This window comes from Corynebacterium hesseae (genome assembly GCF_037850265.1).
GTDB lineage: Bacteria > Actinomycetota > Actinomycetes > Mycobacteriales > Mycobacteriaceae > Corynebacterium > Corynebacterium hesseae.
This window is the reverse complement of sequence record NZ_CP137211.1, coordinates 2,677,211-2,693,013: the sequence shown is the minus strand read 5'-3', so window position 1 is coordinate 2,693,013 and position 15,803 is coordinate 2,677,211. Positions and strand designations below refer to the sequence as shown.

The window sequence follows — 15,803 nt, the reverse complement described above, 5'->3', positions numbered from 1 at the left end:
AAAGGGCCTCCGGCCTTATCGCGCCGGGGAATGCCGGAGCCTGATTCGGGGATCCAGCTCTCGGTAACGTAGTGAGGCTTGTAGAGGCTATCCATTCGTCAGACAGCAAATGAGTGGTTGGATAACTCTTATCCAACCACTCATTGCGGTTTATGCGCTAGATAAAGCTTAAACATACGGGGTTTCAGGGCCATAATTTGGCCTCAATGAGAATGTCAATGACACCTCAATGGGAAGATCAATGAGAACTCTTGTCATTGAAGAGGAATGAAGTTAGCATTGAGCCGTCATTGTTAACATTGAGGGCGGGTATTCATCGTGAACAATTGGTCCGAGAATCAGCTGAGAGAGCTATTGGCTGAGCTTGAGTTGCGCGGCGGTGATTCAACAACAGTCGAGGTCAAAACCGCTCAAGGGGGCATTCCGGACTCTCTACCGCAGACATTGTGCGCGTTCGCAAACATGCCGAGTGGCGGTCTTATCATTCTCGGTGTCAATGAGAAAGAAGGCTTCATTGTCACTGGCATTGAGAATCCTTCGGAGATGGAGGCTGCTCTGGCCTCGCAAGCTCGTCATGCCATCACTCCCCCAGTCACAGTGCATACCGACAGTGTGGCAATAGATGGCACGCATGTCGTGATTGCGGAGGTTACGGGTCTTCCGATCATTGATAAGCCTGCTATCTACAGGGGAGAAGCGTATCTTCGAATGGCTGATGGGGACTACCGTATGAGTGCCTCGGAGCTGCGCATGATGGACGTGGCAAAGCTGCATGCCGAAGAGGCAGTGTCCTATGACACGACGATTGTGGAAGGCACGAGCCTTGCAGACCTAGATAGCGACGTGGTGCAAGATTTCTTGGTTCAGGCGCGGAAAAAGAATCGGCGACTATCGGGACTTACTCAAGATGAGGACGTCTTACGGGCGCTAGCGGTGACGACCTCGACTGGAGAGCTGACGCTTGCTGGCCTGTATGCGCTGGGTTTCTATCCCCAAGGGCATTTTCCCTCCTTAGCAGTAACGGTGGCGCAAAGGCTACCAAATGGTTCGAAGCACGGGCGAGTGTTGGGGTTGGAGACCTTTGAGGGGCCCGTTCCGGTGCTGTTGAACTCGGTAATGGGATGGGTAAGGCAACGTTTAGCCGCCGTACGGCGATATCGAGAGGACGGATCAATGGTGGAAGTTCCTGAACTTCCCCTTCCGGCCATTCGAGAGGCCGTGGCTAATGCATTGGTGCACCGTGATCTTGGGCCAAATACGTTGGGTGCGGGTAAATCGATTGATGTCCGCCTATTACCGGACAAGATGGTTATCTCCAGTCCAGGAGGCCTACGGGATCTGACGGTTGAACAGCTCAAGTCGAGAGATCTGGCGCGCCAGGAGATTAACCAGCGTCTCTATAGACTGTGCCGATATCTCAAAGCAGACGATGGCTCTTTTGTTATTGAGGGCGAAGGCGGCGGCGTGCAGCTCATGCTGGATGCCGCGCGAGAGCAAGGACTACCGGAGCCTGACCTGATAGATTCTGGCGTGCAATTTACGGTGAAAATGTGGCGGCCGGACACTCGTGGAGAGGCCCGTATCTGGGAGCCACTACGCAAGGAGGAATCAGGCACCGGCCCGGAACGACGAGTGGATGCACCAGTGACCTTGGAACGCCTGGGTGTTAACGCCCCGCGCGTAGCGGAGGCGCTGCGTACGGCGGCACAACCGCTGTCTATCTGCGAAATAGAAACAGCCACAAACCTTACTCGAGCGCAGGTCCGATATGCGCTGAAGTCACTGGTGAAGGCACGATTCGTGCGTATGGATGGTACGCGCGGCTCACAAGCGACAACCTATGAATGGCTAGCTAACCGCGAGGGCTAAGGCGCTTGACCAGCTGATCGTGGTGAACGGGGGCGAGGCAGCCGGCGTCGACGACGCGCCGGGCTAGCTCCTTGTCCCCCATCTTGGCGGCAAAGGCCATGCCCATGGTGATGTCATGGTCGGGGCGGCCGATAAGCGTGATCTCATCGCCGGGATTGATGCGGCCCGGCTCGATGATGCGCAGGTAGGAGCCGCAATCGCCGCGCTCAGTAAAGGACTTAAGCCAGCCGGGCTCGTCCATCCAGCCGGAGAAGGTAGCGCAAGGCTGGCGCGGGATAGAGACCTCGAGCACGCACTCCCCCACCTGAATGCGCTGGTTGATGAGCATATTCGGCCAGGAAATACCCTCGGTGGTGAGGTTCTCCCCAAAGTAGCCGTCACGCAGAACGCGGTTGAGCGTGCCCTCCCAGTAGTTAAGCTCCTCGCGGGCATAGGCGTAGACGGCTTTCTCGGCTCCGCCGTGGTGGGCGTGGTCACCGATGGAATCCCCCACCACGCCGGAGCCGTCACCGTAGGCGGGCCCGGGGACCTCCAAGTCCAGGAAGGGGCGCGGCTGCTTATCGATGCCCGTGTACTCGTGCCGCCCGTGCGGCTCGGGGCGGCGGACAGCGACGTTCGTGGAGATAACCTTCATGCTCACTCATTGTGGCACACCTCACGCGCTTATACGTCGCGATCGCGGAAGAGAGCTTCGGCGGTCACGAGGTCATAGAAGAAGAGGCGGGGGGCGAGAGGGAGGACGTCGGCAAGCATGGGCATGTCCTCCTTGAGCAGGGGGCTTTCCATGATGATGTCGTTCGCCGCGGCGCGAGACGCCAGTGCGAAGGCATAAGAGATGTAGGGCATCCACGCAGCGGCATTGAGCTCATCCGCCGTGTTTCCACTGGCGAAGGCGCCCAACGCGATGAGGGTGTGGCTGACGGACATGTCAACGCCCGCGTTTTGCACCAGGGAGGCCAGAGCCGTGGCGTCCTTGCGCAGGTGATCGATGGTGCCCGGCGCATCGAGTGCGCCGTTGTTGGCAAAGCACTCGCGTAGCGCGGCGACGCGCCCGGCCTCCCCCATCAGGTCATCGACGGGCGGCGTGGGGCTGTGAATGGTCGCAGCATTGAGTAGCATCGGGCGGGTCAGGCCATCGGCGCCGGATTCGCGCACGGCGTTCAGCTCCGCGTTCTCGCTGGCGGAAGGATCGAGCAGGAGATCCAGGTAGCTATCGGCGCTCGACTCGGCGGTGGGCTCCAGCGGCGAGTGGAACAAGCGCGTGCGCGCGAGCGAGCGGGCCTGCTGGTTCACGCTAACGCCAGTGCGCGCCAGGGCGTGGAGCGCGTCCTCCGGTTGGGCGCGCAGGCGATCAATGGTGCTGTCGAACATCGCTTGCAGCTTCGGGTTCGGGCTCCGCTGGGAGAGCACGTGGAGCGCGCGGAAGGTGCCCCACAGCTGTTCCGGAGTCCAATCCTTTGAGGCTAGAGCTGCGGGAGAGCCTTCCGGCGTGATCACGATGGAGGCGCTGGAGGGGCGAGCGGGGGCGGCGAGGTTGGAGTCGGCGCGGAGCTCGCGGACGTCGACAAGCAATGAGCCCTGCTCAGCAAGGTCTGCGGGCAGTTCGAAGCCGTCCTCGGTTGCGGTGAGCTGGGTAGGCGCCACGGTGGGCTCGGCCAATGGCCAGGCCCATCCCACTACTTCTGCCGGCGGTTCTGCGTTCTGTTCGATGACGATGTTGGCATCGGCATCGAGAAGGCCGCGGCTGACGAAGGGAGACTTGCGGATAGTTGCCAGCGCCGCATAAATCAGGCTGGTGGACGCGGACGCTTCATACTCCACGATGCGCCGCTCCAAGCTGCGGGCCTGGTGGGCCGCGCGCTCCTCCGCCGGAAGGGAGTCCAGGTAGTCCTCATAGGACAGCGTGGACCACATGAGGAAAAGCTCCGCCGTTGGCTGCTTGCGCACGGCGTTGGCCAGTGCGGCATTGGGCACGGCGAGGCTGGTGACCGCTTGGGTCGTCTTCGACGTGCGGGCCAGCTCCTTGATCTTTTGGCGGCCGTCAATGGTGACGAACTTGGCCAGCGGGAGCGGGCGCGGGGAGTGGACGGTGAACATATCGTCCTGATCGAGCTGACCGGCGAAAATCACTGGCTTATCGGAGTGCTCGGTGGGCTCTAGGCCGATGCGCTTGACGCGGCTGAACAAAGCCTCGGGCCAGACGTCGAATTCCAGCTCATAGCCGGCTTCACTGGCCACGACCTCGCGGCGAGAGACCTCGGTGTCCTCGAGGGTGCGTAGTCCCTTCTCCAGCGCGATGGGCTTCTTTGGCGGGGAGGCAAGCGTATAGCTGAAGGCTGAGTGCGCACCGAGGGCGTCGATGATGCGGAAATCCATGCCGCGCGGGCCGTCGTTGGTGGCGCGCATGTGGAGGCCCTCGGCGAGGGAGATGAAGCGGACGTCGACAAGCTGCTCGTCGTGCCACAGCGACACCTTGTAGCGGCCCACCCACGGGTCTTCGTAGAGGTCACCCGGGAAAGGCTCGGCGATGCCCGCGTCGAAGGTCTGCTCCGAAATCTCCTCCTGCTCGCCGCCGAGAGGCGCGTAAGTGAGATCGATGCGCCACTCCCCTTCCGCGATGAGGTGCACGCGCGGCGACTTGGTGAACACGGGCTCGTTGTCGAGGCCCCGGGCGTTGGGCAGGATGGCGACGTCAAAGTCCCACTCGAAATCGCCGTGCTTGGCGACGTCCACCGGCTCCCTCTGCGGCACCCTGACCTGATCCGGCAGCGGGCCCGCTTCCCAGCCGGCCCAGATGCCGAGGGGCTCAGCGGCCTCCAGCGTGCCCTGCGGCGCGATGAGCGTGGTGCGGTCATAGACGATAAACGGCGCCTCATCGGTGATGCCGGTAAAGGTGACGGTCTCGATGAGGTCCTCGTCGCCATCGCGCAGGGTGACTTCGATGCGGGTAAAAGGCCCAGGGATGCCGACTTCCAGCGGCTCTTCGGTGGCGAATTCGCGCACTGAGTGCGGGCGGTCGATGAAATGAGACTTGACCACCCACCGCGGATCCGTCAGGTCTGCCTCTGGGTAGGTAGCGGGCAGCTCCAGCATGAGGATGTTGCTGCCCCGGCGCAGTGAAATCCGGGGGCCCTGCTCGACGATGTCAGTAGTGACCACAGGTGTTGTGGGAAGTGAATAAATCTCCGCGCTCATTTGCCTCATCATAGGACACAGCGGGGTGCGGTTGCCATGTTGCTGGTAGACGGCCTTGTTGTCCTATGTGCAGGACAGGTGTCCTAAAGATAGGACAGATGGCTATAGTGGGGCTATGGACGCACTACAACTTCTCAAGAAAAGCCCGCTGAGCCTTAGTGAAATCTCGCGGCGCTCGGGAGTGTCACGAAATACGCTCAATCTGTGGTTGCGTGGGGCAGCTCAACCGAGTTTGGCCGGGTTGGACAAGGTAATGCGCGTGCTCGGATACGAGGTTTCCGTACAGGTGCACCGCATGAGCGATGCCGCCGCCGCGACAGCCGCCCGAGTTCTCCTGGGGGAGCTCAGCAGCGAAGAACCAGACGTTAAAGCCTGGATTGACCGCTTTGTGCAGTGGGGTGACGCTGCGGCCGTCGGTGGCAGCTACCAGGCTCTCATGGAACGGGCCGCGTGGGCCTCCAACCCATATGGTCGCCACGGGGCTCTCCACTTCTTACCGTCAAATCCCATAACGATTGCTTCAGCGGTTGATGCGAGTGGGCAAACTTGGGCGATGTCGGGTGCTTTTGCAGCGCAACGAGTCGCGGGGCAGATCGCAGGTGAAGAAGAACCTCAATCAACATTGATCTGGTGCACAAATCCAGCAGACATCGTGTCTTCATTGCCCACTCGGATCCGTGCCAGTTCTGAGCCCGTATCCGGAGGAATCACCCTCGTGTCTGTCGCTGGTGAAGAGCTCACCGGCGCAACTAATGAAGCCGGAATACACTACGTATCACCGCATCAGCTTGCCATTGATGTGTGCGCAGAAAACTACATCGGAGGGGCATAGGTGATGAGAAGGGCAACGAGCCGAGTGAGCTGGGAGCACCATGAGCGGCCGCATGTTTCGGAGTTGGGGACTGACCGTGCGTTATTTCGATTAACCAAGCAACTTCCTGACTTGGTGTGGAACGCTGCCGCGCTGGAAGGAAACACTTTCACCCTCCCGGAAGTTCGAACCCTGCTAGATGGCATCACTGTGGGCGGAAAGGCACTTGCTGAACAGCAACAGATCTTGGACTTGTCAGAAGCTTTCAACCTGCTCCACGAGCTGGTCCTCAAAGAGGAATGTGCGGTGGATAAAGCCACCAGTAACGCACTCCATGCCGTGCTAGCAAGGAACGAGGCCCTGGACGCTGGTCTTTTCCGTGGTGAAGGCCATGTGGAGGGAGATGGCGGTGGAGTGCGGCTCATGGATGGCGGGTTCATCCCTTTTGACCCTGCTGATGAATTGGGTGAAGCTCATGCCGATTTGCTGGTCTCCCTTCAAGGGCTTGAAAACCCAGTCGAGCAAGCGTTGGCCTATTTCTGCTCTGCCACGCGTAGCCAGTTTTACTTCGATGGAAACAAGCGAACCGCACGGCTTGTGGCGTCAGGCCTCTTGATGAGCAATGGCTACGCAGCACTTAATATCCCTAATGCGAGAAGGCTGGAATTCAACCTTGCCCTCGATGAACTGTTCCGATCCGATGACGCCACGACGCTGATGGATTTCCTGTACGACTGCCTAGAGGAGTCCTCCCAGTAAGCGCAGTCGGCCCTCCGCTTCCGAAGCGGAGGGCCTACGTGGGGGCTGAATGCTCAGCGCATCCTTTAGTGCATAGTGCTGTAGTGCTTAGCGGAACATCTTCTGCAGAGCGGAGAAGTCAGCCTTGACCACGCCGACAGACTGCAGGAATGCGGCGATGGCGCCGAGCAGGGCAGCCACAACGCCTGCGCCCAAGAAGCCGGCGCCGACGGGGTGGCGTGGCTAAAAGGAACAGAGTTGACGACACCAGCGGACTTGTTGTGGTCAATTGCCTGCTCGGAGATTTCTTCAGGGAGTGGCCGTATGGGGACTTGCCCAGAACACCGTTGACGTCGGCAAGCACTGCGTGGACACCATAAAACGACAAACGGTGAACCCCAGGACGTGGGATTCACCGTGGTGAATGAATGAGCGGATTAGGCCATCTGCAGGGTGGTGATGCAGGTTGCGCCCTCCTCGGAGGTGTCCAGTGGGACCTCGCCGGTCTTGCCGTCCTGTTCGATGGTGATGGTGCCCTTTTTGTCGGCGGGCAGCCAGTAGCCAATGAAGCCGTTGTCGAACGTCGTCGTGTCCTCGTTGACCAGCTCGTTTCCTTCATCATCCGTGATGGTGACATGGATGTCTTCCTTGCCGAGCTCACCAGTGCAGGTGGTCAGGGAGTGGTTGAAGCAGTCATGGGTCTGGGTCATGTACGGCGCGATGGAGACGTAGAACTTGTCCTCCGGCAGCGGCAGGGAGGCCTGACCCTGTTCAGTAGCGAGGATGAGCTCGTTCGGGCGCACGGATGCGAGGAGATCGCTATTGCGCTCGTCCTTGGACTGGCGATCCAGCTTGTCCACGATTTCCTGGCCATCCAGGCCCTCGAGGTCGAACCCGGCCTGGATCTCCTCGGCGGAGACCTGCTGGACCTCGGTGGTGGCAGCGGCGCTCTTCGAGGCTTCGCTCGGGACGGGGCTGTCAGTAGAGCAAGAGGACAGGGTGATGGCTGCGGCGCAGGCGGCAGCAAGAGAAATGAGGCGTTTCATAAGGCTTCCGAATGGGTCCGGTTGTGTTGACCCAAGCCTATACCCCACCGGGGTATCAATCAAAGAAATGAGAGAAGGATCATCTTTTTGCGCCACGCAGGCTAAACTCTCCCCTATGTCTGATACTTCGGCCGCAACTTTGCCGCCCTGCCCCGAATGCTCCTCCGAGTACACCTACGAAATGCCGCCGCTGATTGTCTGCCCGGAGTGCGCGCACGAGTTCGAGGCCACAGCTACTGCGGACGCCGACTTCGTTGAGCCCCAAGTAATCGTTGATTCTGTGGGCAACGCGCTTGCCGACGGCGACACAATCACCGTCACCAAGACCCTCAAGGTCAAGGGTGCGCAGCAGCCGCTGAAGTCGGGTACCAAGGTCCGTGGCATCCGCCTGAACTTTGATGCTGGAACGGGTCAGGAAGACCACAACATCGATTGCAAGATTGATGGCTCCGGCGCCATGACGCTGAAGCCGGCGGTGGTCAAGAAGGTCTAGACGGGCTATATCCAAAGCGATATCGTTGCTGATATCAGCGGAAGGTGGTCAGTGCGATGGCCTCATTGGTAGTAAGACCTTGACGACGCGAGAAAAGAAGCGCTCGTGGCTCGTGCCACGCCCAGGTCCGTGTCGGACCCGATCCCTGCCAACAGATCACCGCAGCTTCAACGTGCCTAAGTGGCGAACCACAAAATGGAGGCGGCTTGGGCAGCGAGGATGAATCCCATGATGCCAATGATCCAAGCAGTAGTGCTCTGCGCGTTCCTCATGAGCCAGTTGTTTAGGCGAATCAACGGTTTTTCGATCGCGGAGCGGGCCACTGCTCGGATGCAAGTGAGTAAGAGGGCCGGAAGGATCATTACGAAGCAATAGCCCAGCAAGAGCAGCACATTGCTGGGGAATCCGGGACCCTCGACGGTGATGATGCCGATGCCCGCGAGGTAGGGCAGCATTGTTGCGGCTTCGAGGAATACGGCGACGAGAGCCAATCCGATGAGCGAGCCGGTGGTGCTTGAAGAGGGTTTTCCGCTCATGACCTGCGAACGCCACCTCAATATTCGGTTATCCCCACGTGCTGCTTGCTCCGCAGCGCGTGCTCGAGCTTTCTCGGTGTCCATGAAATGGCTTATTGCCAGCAATGCAATTCCTGCGATGAGCTGTACATACCGAAAGCTCGTGGACTCGAACAGATGACTATAAGAACCAAGTAGCGACGTAGCCCCAAACAGCAAAGCCACGCCCAGTGCGAAATAAGAGCCTGCCACAACACTCAGAAAGAGCAGGAGCCTACCGATCCGCAGGCGTCCAGGTGCCGTTAACAAGCCGAGAGGGATCAGGAGGGTGCCGAAGCTGGCCGAATCGATGAGGGCTAGGACGACGAGGCTGCCGATGGTCGCGATCATCACGGGCCTTTCTTAGTAGCACGACTGTGTTAGACGAGACTTTAACACAGTCGTGCTAAAGTTTCTTTTGTGGCGCCAAGACTCGACATTGAAGAAAGAAAAAAGCAGCTCGCTGAGGCCGTGTGGCAGGTCATTCTGGAGCGCGGCATTTCGGCCGTCTCTGTAAGGAACGTGGCTGAGCAGGCGGGAATCGTTGTTGGCTCACTGCGGCATGTGTTTCCCACCCGCGCCGAGTTGATGAAGTTCTCGGCTGAGCTAATGGTGCAGCGCGCAACAGAACGGGTGCTTTCCGTTCCTCCCAGTGATGAGCCGCAGCAGTATGCGCTTGAGATTGTGAGGAAGCTGTTGCCATTAGAGGCGGACTCGCGCGCTGAATTTGAGGTCAACCTCGCACTCGCAACCGAAGTGCCAGCGCTTCCAGAGCTGGCCTCTATTCGGGATGAAGCCCACCAGAAACTCCATGAAGTGGCACTGCGCTTGGTCGAAATGGTGTCTGGTCATTCTCGTGAGTTGGAAGAAGTTGAGGTGAGTGCGCAACGGTTGCATGCGCTGATCGACGGTCTTGCATTCCACTTGCTGCACCGTCCCGTGGAGGACGATCCAAAGTGGGCCCTCGACATCATTCGCACGGAATTAACAGCCATTCAGGCTGACTTCAGAACGCGGGGGTTAGGTGGGGCTCAACGCGGCGTCGCCAAGCACATTCCCACCCCAGCAAAAATCCCACCAGATGGACAAGGAAATCCCAAGGCCAAATGCCACAATGACCAGCTGGGCTACTACACTGTCTAAACATGACTAACCCGAGTGATTCCACCGCGCACCGCTATACCCCGGAGCTCGCCGCGCAGATCGAAAGCGCCTGGCAGCAGTACTGGAAGGATAACGGTACGTTCAACGCGCCGAACCCAGTTGGGCCGCTCGCGGAGGACGGTAAGGAACTTCCCGCGGAGAAACTGAACGTCCAGGACATGTTCCCCTACCCGTCTGGCGCGGGTCTGCACGTGGGTCACCCGCTGGGCTATATCGCTACTGATACCTTTGCCCGTTATAACCGCATGTTGGGCAAGAACGTCCTGCACACGCTGGGTTATGACGCCTTTGGCCTGCCGGCTGAGCAGTACGCCATCCAGACTGGTACGCACCCGCGCACCACCACGGAGGCGAATATCAACAATATGCGCCGCCAGCTGGGCATGCTGGGGCTGGGCCACGATCCGCGCCGCTCGGTGGCTTCGACTGACCCGGAGTTTTATAAGTGGACGCAGTGGATTTTCCTGCAGATTTATAACTCCTGGTTTGATGAGGAGCAGCAGAAGGCACGCCCGATTTCTGAGCTCATCAAGGAACTTGAGGTGGGCAAGCGCACCACCAAGGATGGTCGCTACTACGCGGATCTGACCAAGGAAGAGCAGCGCCAGGCACTCGATGAATTCCGTCTGGTCTATCTGTCTAACTCCACCGTGAACTGGTGCCCGGGCCTGGGCACGGTGCTGGCCAACGAGGAGGTCACCGCGGAGGGCAAGTCCGAGCGCGGTAACTTCCCGGTCTTCCGCAAGAACCTGCGCCAGTGGATGATGCGCATTACCGCTTACTCGGACCGCCTGCTCGATGACCTGGAGCTTCTGGATTGGCCGGAGAAGGTCAAGTCCATGCAGCGTAACTGGATTGGCCGCTCCCGTGGTGCAGAGGTCAGCTTCCATGCCGAGGGTTACAACATCGACGTCTTCACCACCCGCCCGGATACTCTCTTCGGTGCGGAGTACGTGGTGCTGGCCCCGGAGCACGAGCTTGTCGACGCCCTCCTCTCCCCCATCCCTTATGACGATGATGTCGATGAACGCTGGACCTTCGGTCATGATGATCCGAAGGAGGCCGTGGAGGCCTACCGCGCGTCCATCGCCGCCAAGTCTGATCTGGAACGCCAGGAGAACAAGGAAAAGACCGGCGTCTTCCTGGGTACTTATGCCACCAACCCGGTCAACGGCAAGCAGGTGCCGATCTTCATCGCGGACTACGTCCTGACTGGCTACGGCACTGGTGCCATCATGGCGGTCCCGGCGCACGATACCCGTGACTACGAGTTTGCTACCGTCTTTGGCCTGCCGATTACTGAGGTAGTCGCTGGCGGCGACATCACTAAGGAGGCCTACACGGAGTCCGGCAAGGCCGTAAACTCCGCCAACGATTCCCTGGACATCAACGGTATGTCCAAGGATGAGGCCATCGCCGCCATTATCCCGTGGCTGGAGGAACAAGGAGTAGGCCGCGAGAAGATCCAGTACAAGCTGCGTGACTGGCTGTTTGCCCGCCAGCGCTACTGGGGCGAGCCCTTCCCCATCGTCTACGACGAGGCCGGCCAGGCCTACCCGCTGCCGGAGTCGATGCTGCCCATCGAGCTGCCTGAGGTGGAAGACTACAAGCCGGTGTCATTCGACCCAGATGATGCCGATTCCTCCCCGCAGCCGCCGCTGGCCAAGGCCCGCGAGTGGGTTGAGGTGGAGCTCGACCTAGGCGATGGCCCGAAGACCTACTACCGCGACACCAACGTCATGCCGCAGTGGGCAGGTTCTTCCTGGTACCAGCTGCGCTACATCGATCCGACGAATGATGAGATCTTCTGCGACCTCGAGAACGAGCGTTATTGGACGGGCCCTCGTCCAGAGGAGCACGGCCCGAACGATCCGGGTGGCGTTGACCTCTACGTCGGCGGTGTGGAGCACGCCGTGCTGCACCTGCTCTACGCCCGCTTCTGGCATAAGGTTCTCTTCGATCTGGGCTACGTGACCTCGAAGGAGCCTTACCGTCGCCTGTACAACCAGGGCTACATCCAGGCTTATGCCTACACCGATTCCCGCGGTGTTTACGTGCCTGCCGCTGAGGTAGTAGAACGCGATGGCGCGTTCTACTACGGGGATGAAAAGGTCAACCAGGAGTACGGCAAGATGGGCAAGTCCCTGAAGAACTCCGTGGCCCCGGATGAGATTTGCCGCGACTATGGTGCCGATACCCTGCGTGTCTACGAGATGTCGATGGGCCCGCTGGATACCTCCCGCCCGTGGGCAACCAAGGACGTCGTCGGTGCGCAGCGCTTTTTGCAGCGCCTGTGGCGCCTAGCCGTCGACGAGAACTCTGGCGAGCTGTGCACGACGGACGCAGAGCTCTCCGAGGATGACCTGAAGCACCTCAACCGCACCATCGCCGGTGTGCGTGATGACTACGAGAACCTTCGCCTGAACACCGTGGTGGCCAAGCTCATCGAGTACGTGAACTACCTGACCAAGGCCTACCCGAAGGGCGCTCCGCGCGCCGCTGTGGAGCCCTTGGCCCAGCTGGTATCCCCTGTTGCCCCGCACATTGCGGAGGAGCTGTGGAAGCGCTTCGGTCACGAGGAGACCATTACTTACGAGTCTTTCCCGGAGTTCGATGAGAAGTACCTCGTCGACGATGAGATTGAGGTTCCGGTGCAGATCAACGGCAAGGTCAAGGCCCGCGTCATGGTGCCCGCCGATGCCGACCAAGCCACCGTCGTCGGCGTGGCAAAGAGCGATGAGCGCATCGCCGAGCTGACCGCTGGCAAGAACGTGGTCAAGGAGATCTACGTCCCGGGCCGCATGGTCAACCTGGTGGTGAAGTAAAACCAACGCGGCCCCGATCTCGGGGCTGGGGCTGGGCCAGAGCTAATCCAGCTCTTGGTTCAGCTCCTCGCGCACCTTGGTGATGATCGCGCCGAGGAAGCCCTCGCACCCATCGGTAATCATGGGAAACGTGGAGTCATCCTCAAGGACGCCCAGCGTGAACAGCAGGTCGCGGGTGATGGCGTGCGTGTAGTCGTATTCCGGGTTGAACTCCCACTCGCCGCGGAATAAATGGACTAGTTCGAAGGAGAGCTGAGGGATGCCCTCCGGTTCGGCGTAGGCATAGGGGATGTTGTTCAGGACGACCTGCGTTGCCCAGAGCGGATCGCTCATGGCCTTGCGGCCATACTTGGTGAGCTTGATGTGCGTCGTCGTGGTCTTGATCCAATCCAAGTCCGTCAAGAAACCCCGCAAGTTCAGCAACGGCTGGTGGTAGTCCTCGCGCTTGACCTCATCAAAATCATTGGGGCTATTTAGTCCCTCCTTGAGGCGCGCGACGGCCGCCTGCTTGAGGTAGCCGGCCCCGGTCAGGCGTGGATATTCCTCGATGACCTCGAGGTATTCGCGTATACGCTGGCCTACGTGGAGGGCGGTGGCGTCGTCAAGCGCCGGCAGCTCATAGTCGGGGCGCAGCTCCGGGTAGGCTTCGTGGATGTCCGCGCGCCATTGTTTCAGCAGCTCCGGGGAGGGCACGGGGATGTCCTCGAAGGGTGTGGAGCGGAAGGGATCGAGCGGGAGATCCCCAGGAAGCGCGGGCTTGGTGCCGCCCTCGAGGTTGGCGGCCTCCGTGCCCATGGTGGCCAGGCGCTGCGCCACTGCTGGCGGGAAGAACGTGGTGAGGCGTTGGTGGATTTGGTCCAGTGTGTAGTTGGGGAAGAGCGCGAAGATGCGCTCCATACTATCCGTGGGCACGGCCATGTAGGCCATGGTGGCCTGGACGTCGAGGACCACCTTGAACATCGCCTCGGCGCTGCCCAGCTCACTCATCAGATCGGGGCCCTCACCAGCGATAAGCGCGGGAAGGCCCATGACGACGCGCGAGCTATCGGCCACGCTGATACTGATATTCCAGGCGCCGTCAGAGGGATGGTAGTGCGCCACTTCCCGGAAAGTCTCGAAAAAGTCCTGGTCAATGATGCTGAGGACGTCGATTGGCGTGTCGTCCTCACCCACGAGGATTCCCGGATGAGAGGGCTCGAGGCCCAGTGCGGCGTGAACGATGATCATCATCTCGCCCACGGTGAGTTCCGCGGGGGCGGCGACGAAGCGGGACGTGGTGAAGAAGGGATTCTCCACGTCGATGCGGACGTTCCTAGCGAGGTTCATAGTGACCGACAGTATTAGAAAACCGTGCTAGCCGCGCGCCAACGCTTCGCCCACGCGCTTGCCCGAGTGGATGCATCCGCCGAGGAAGGTGCCCTCCAGCGCATTCTTGCCGTGCATGCCGCCGCCACCGAAACCGGAGGCCTCACCGCAGGCATAGAGGCCGGGGAGTACCGTGCCGTCGGGATTGAGGCACTGGCCATCGAGGTTGGTCTCCAGGCCACCGAGCGTCTTGCGGGTCAGGAACTTCAGGCGCACCGCGATGAGCGGGCCCTTGGATTCATCAAGGATGCGGTGCGGGGGAGCCACGCGGATGAGTTTGTCGCCGAGGAAGCCGCGGGCCACGCGCAGGTAGTTGACTTGGGCGTCCTTGCTGAAGGGATTGTTCAGCTGAGAATCGCGGTCTTCCAGGACTTTTCGAAGTTGGGTCATATCAATGGTGGGGGAGCCCTCCGGAGAAATATCGTTCATTCCGGCGACGAGATCCTCCAGGTTGTCTTCCACGACCCAGTCGATACCGTTGTCCATGAAGGCCTTGACGGCCACGTGCGTGCCGGGGCCTAGCTTGCCGGCGAGCTTCTTGAATTCCTTATCCGTCAGATCCGGGTTCTGCTCCGAGCCGGAGAAGATGAATTCCTTGTCCACGATGGCCTTGTTGAGCACGAACCAGGAATAGCCGTGCCCGGTCTGGCCAATGTGGGCGAGCGCGGCCAGATTATCGGTGCCGGGGAAGAGGTTGGTGGGCAGGCGGTTGCCTTCGGCGTCGAGCCACAGCGCCGAGGGCCCAGGGATGATGCGGATGCCGTGGCCGGGCCAGATGGAGTTCCAGTTGGTCATGCCCTCGGTATAGGCCCACATGCGGTTGGTGTTGACCACGGAGGCGCCGGCCTGTTGGGCGATGTCGATGCCGCGGCCGTCGACATGCGCGGGAACACCCGTGACCAGTTCCTTTGGGCATTCGCCCCAACGCTCAGTGGGCCACATCTTGCGTACCTTCTCCAGGTTGCCGCCGATGCCGCCGGTGGCGATGACCACGGCGGAGCCGCGCAGCTCGAAGTGCTTGACGACGTCCCTCGGGCTCGCCTCACCACGCGCCTGGCTGGTGGGGGAGAGGACGCTGCCGCGCACGCCGACGACCCGCGGATTGCCGGCGTCGTCGTTTTCGACGACGAGCTCGTCCACCCTGTGGCGGAAGTGGAATTCTACCTGGCCTTTTTCCTCTGCCTTGAGGAGTGGTTCGCGGAACACGCGCACGACCTCTGGGCCCGTGCCCCAGGTGAGGTGGAAGCGCGGCACGGAGTTGCCGTGGCCGGAGGCATCGCCCGAACCGCGCTCGGCCCAGCCGATGGTGGGCAGGACGTTGAGGCCTAGGTCTTTGAGGTAGGAGCGCTTTTCATTGGCGGCGAAGCGCACGTATTCGCGGCCCCACTTCGCGCCCCAGAAATCGTGCCGGTCATCCTCTGTCACCGCGTCGTAGTCTGCGGAGTTAGCCCAGTCGCGCCAGGCCAATTCCTCGGAGTCCTTGACTCGCATCATCTTCTGTTCGGGGGAGTCGACATAGAACAGCCCGCCGAGGGACCAGAAGGCCTGGCCCCCGAGGTTATTGCGGTTTTCCTGTTCCAGGAAAATGACGTGCTTGCCGCCCTTGAGGGCCTCATAGCCGGCGACCATGCCGGCGAGGCCGCTGCCGACGATGATGATGGAATTCTCATCCGAAGTAGTTTCTTTCATGACAGTAATGATAAAAGAAACTAGCCTCGATTGTGTGACTTGGCTCGCAGCTTC

General features: G+C 60.4%; 12 protein-coding genes. 6 read left to right on the top strand and 6 right to left on the bottom strand.

Annotated elements, in window-relative coordinates; translation table 11 throughout:
• Positions 1–318: 318 nt before the first annotated feature.
• The gene (locus tag R3O64_RS12560; RefSeq protein WP_339017048.1) at positions 319–1,869 is read left to right on the top strand and encodes an ATP-binding protein; all 1,551 of its coding nucleotides are present in this window, start codon (positions 319–321) and stop codon (positions 1,867–1,869) included.
• On the opposite strand, the gene R3O64_RS12555 is transcribed toward R3O64_RS12560, so the two are convergent.
• Complete coding sequence (locus R3O64_RS12555) at positions 1,853–2,503, bottom strand: MOSC domain-containing protein (RefSeq protein ID WP_339017047.1); 651 nt, start codon at positions 2,501–2,503, stop codon at positions 1,853–1,855. The two genes, R3O64_RS12560 and R3O64_RS12555, sit on opposite strands and share 17 nt — an antisense overlap.
• 29 nt (positions 2,504–2,532) lie before the next feature.
• Entirely contained in the window at positions 2,533–5,064 is a 2,532-nt protein-coding gene (locus tag R3O64_RS12550) for a hypothetical protein (protein ID WP_339017046.1), read from the bottom strand.
• A gap of 115 nt (positions 5,065–5,179) precedes the next feature.
• Here R3O64_RS12550 and R3O64_RS12545 point away from each other — a divergent pair, with 115 nt between their 5' ends.
• Positions 5,180–5,896: a helix-turn-helix domain-containing protein gene (locus R3O64_RS12545; RefSeq protein WP_070533677.1), complete on the top strand. Its 717-nt coding sequence runs from the start codon at positions 5,180–5,182 to the stop codon at positions 5,894–5,896.
• Positions 5,897–5,920: 24 nt separating this feature from the next.
• Positions 5,921–6,634, top strand: a complete 714-nt coding sequence (locus R3O64_RS12540; protein WP_339017045.1) for a Fic family protein — start codon at positions 5,921–5,923, stop codon at positions 6,632–6,634.
• A 416-nt stretch (positions 6,635–7,050) separates the two neighbouring features.
• Here the strand turns inward: R3O64_RS12540 and R3O64_RS12535 are convergent, their stop codons facing one another.
• Positions 7,051–7,659: a CueP family metal-binding protein gene (locus tag R3O64_RS12535; protein WP_339017044.1), complete on the bottom strand. Its 609-nt coding sequence runs from the start codon at positions 7,657–7,659 to the stop codon at positions 7,051–7,053.
• 115 nt (positions 7,660–7,774) lie between these two features.
• Here R3O64_RS12535 and R3O64_RS12530 point away from each other — a divergent pair, with 115 nt between their 5' ends.
• Positions 7,775–8,152 (top strand): zinc ribbon domain-containing protein YjdM, encoded by a 378-nt coding sequence (locus R3O64_RS12530; RefSeq protein ID WP_339017043.1) that lies wholly within the window; start codon positions 7,775–7,777, stop codon positions 8,150–8,152.
• 176 nt (positions 8,153–8,328) lie between these two features.
• Here the strand turns inward: R3O64_RS12530 and R3O64_RS12525 are convergent, their stop codons facing one another.
• Complete coding sequence (locus R3O64_RS12525) at positions 8,329–9,057, bottom strand: GAP family protein (protein ID WP_339017565.1); 729 nt, start codon at positions 9,055–9,057, stop codon at positions 8,329–8,331.
• 69 nt (positions 9,058–9,126) lie between these two features.
• On the opposite strand from R3O64_RS12525, the gene R3O64_RS12520 reads away from it, so the two are divergent.
• Entirely contained in the window at positions 9,127–9,849 is a 723-nt protein-coding gene (locus R3O64_RS12520; protein WP_339017042.1) for a TetR/AcrR family transcriptional regulator, read from the top strand.
• Between the two features lie 2 nt (positions 9,850–9,851).
• The gene (gene leuS, locus R3O64_RS12515) at positions 9,852–12,695 is read left to right on the top strand and encodes a leucine--tRNA ligase (RefSeq protein WP_339017041.1); all 2,844 of its coding nucleotides are present in this window, start codon (positions 9,852–9,854) and stop codon (positions 12,693–12,695) included.
• Between the two features lie 42 nt (positions 12,696–12,737).
• Here the strand turns inward: leuS and R3O64_RS12510 are convergent, their stop codons facing one another.
• Positions 12,738–14,021, bottom strand: a complete 1,284-nt coding sequence (locus tag R3O64_RS12510; RefSeq protein ID WP_339017040.1) for a hypothetical protein — start codon at positions 14,019–14,021, stop codon at positions 12,738–12,740.
• Between the two features lie 27 nt (positions 14,022–14,048).
• Positions 14,049–15,749: an FAD-binding dehydrogenase gene (locus tag R3O64_RS12505; RefSeq protein WP_339017039.1), complete on the bottom strand. Its 1,701-nt coding sequence runs from the start codon at positions 15,747–15,749 to the stop codon at positions 14,049–14,051.
• Positions 15,750–15,803: the final 54 nt, after the last annotated feature.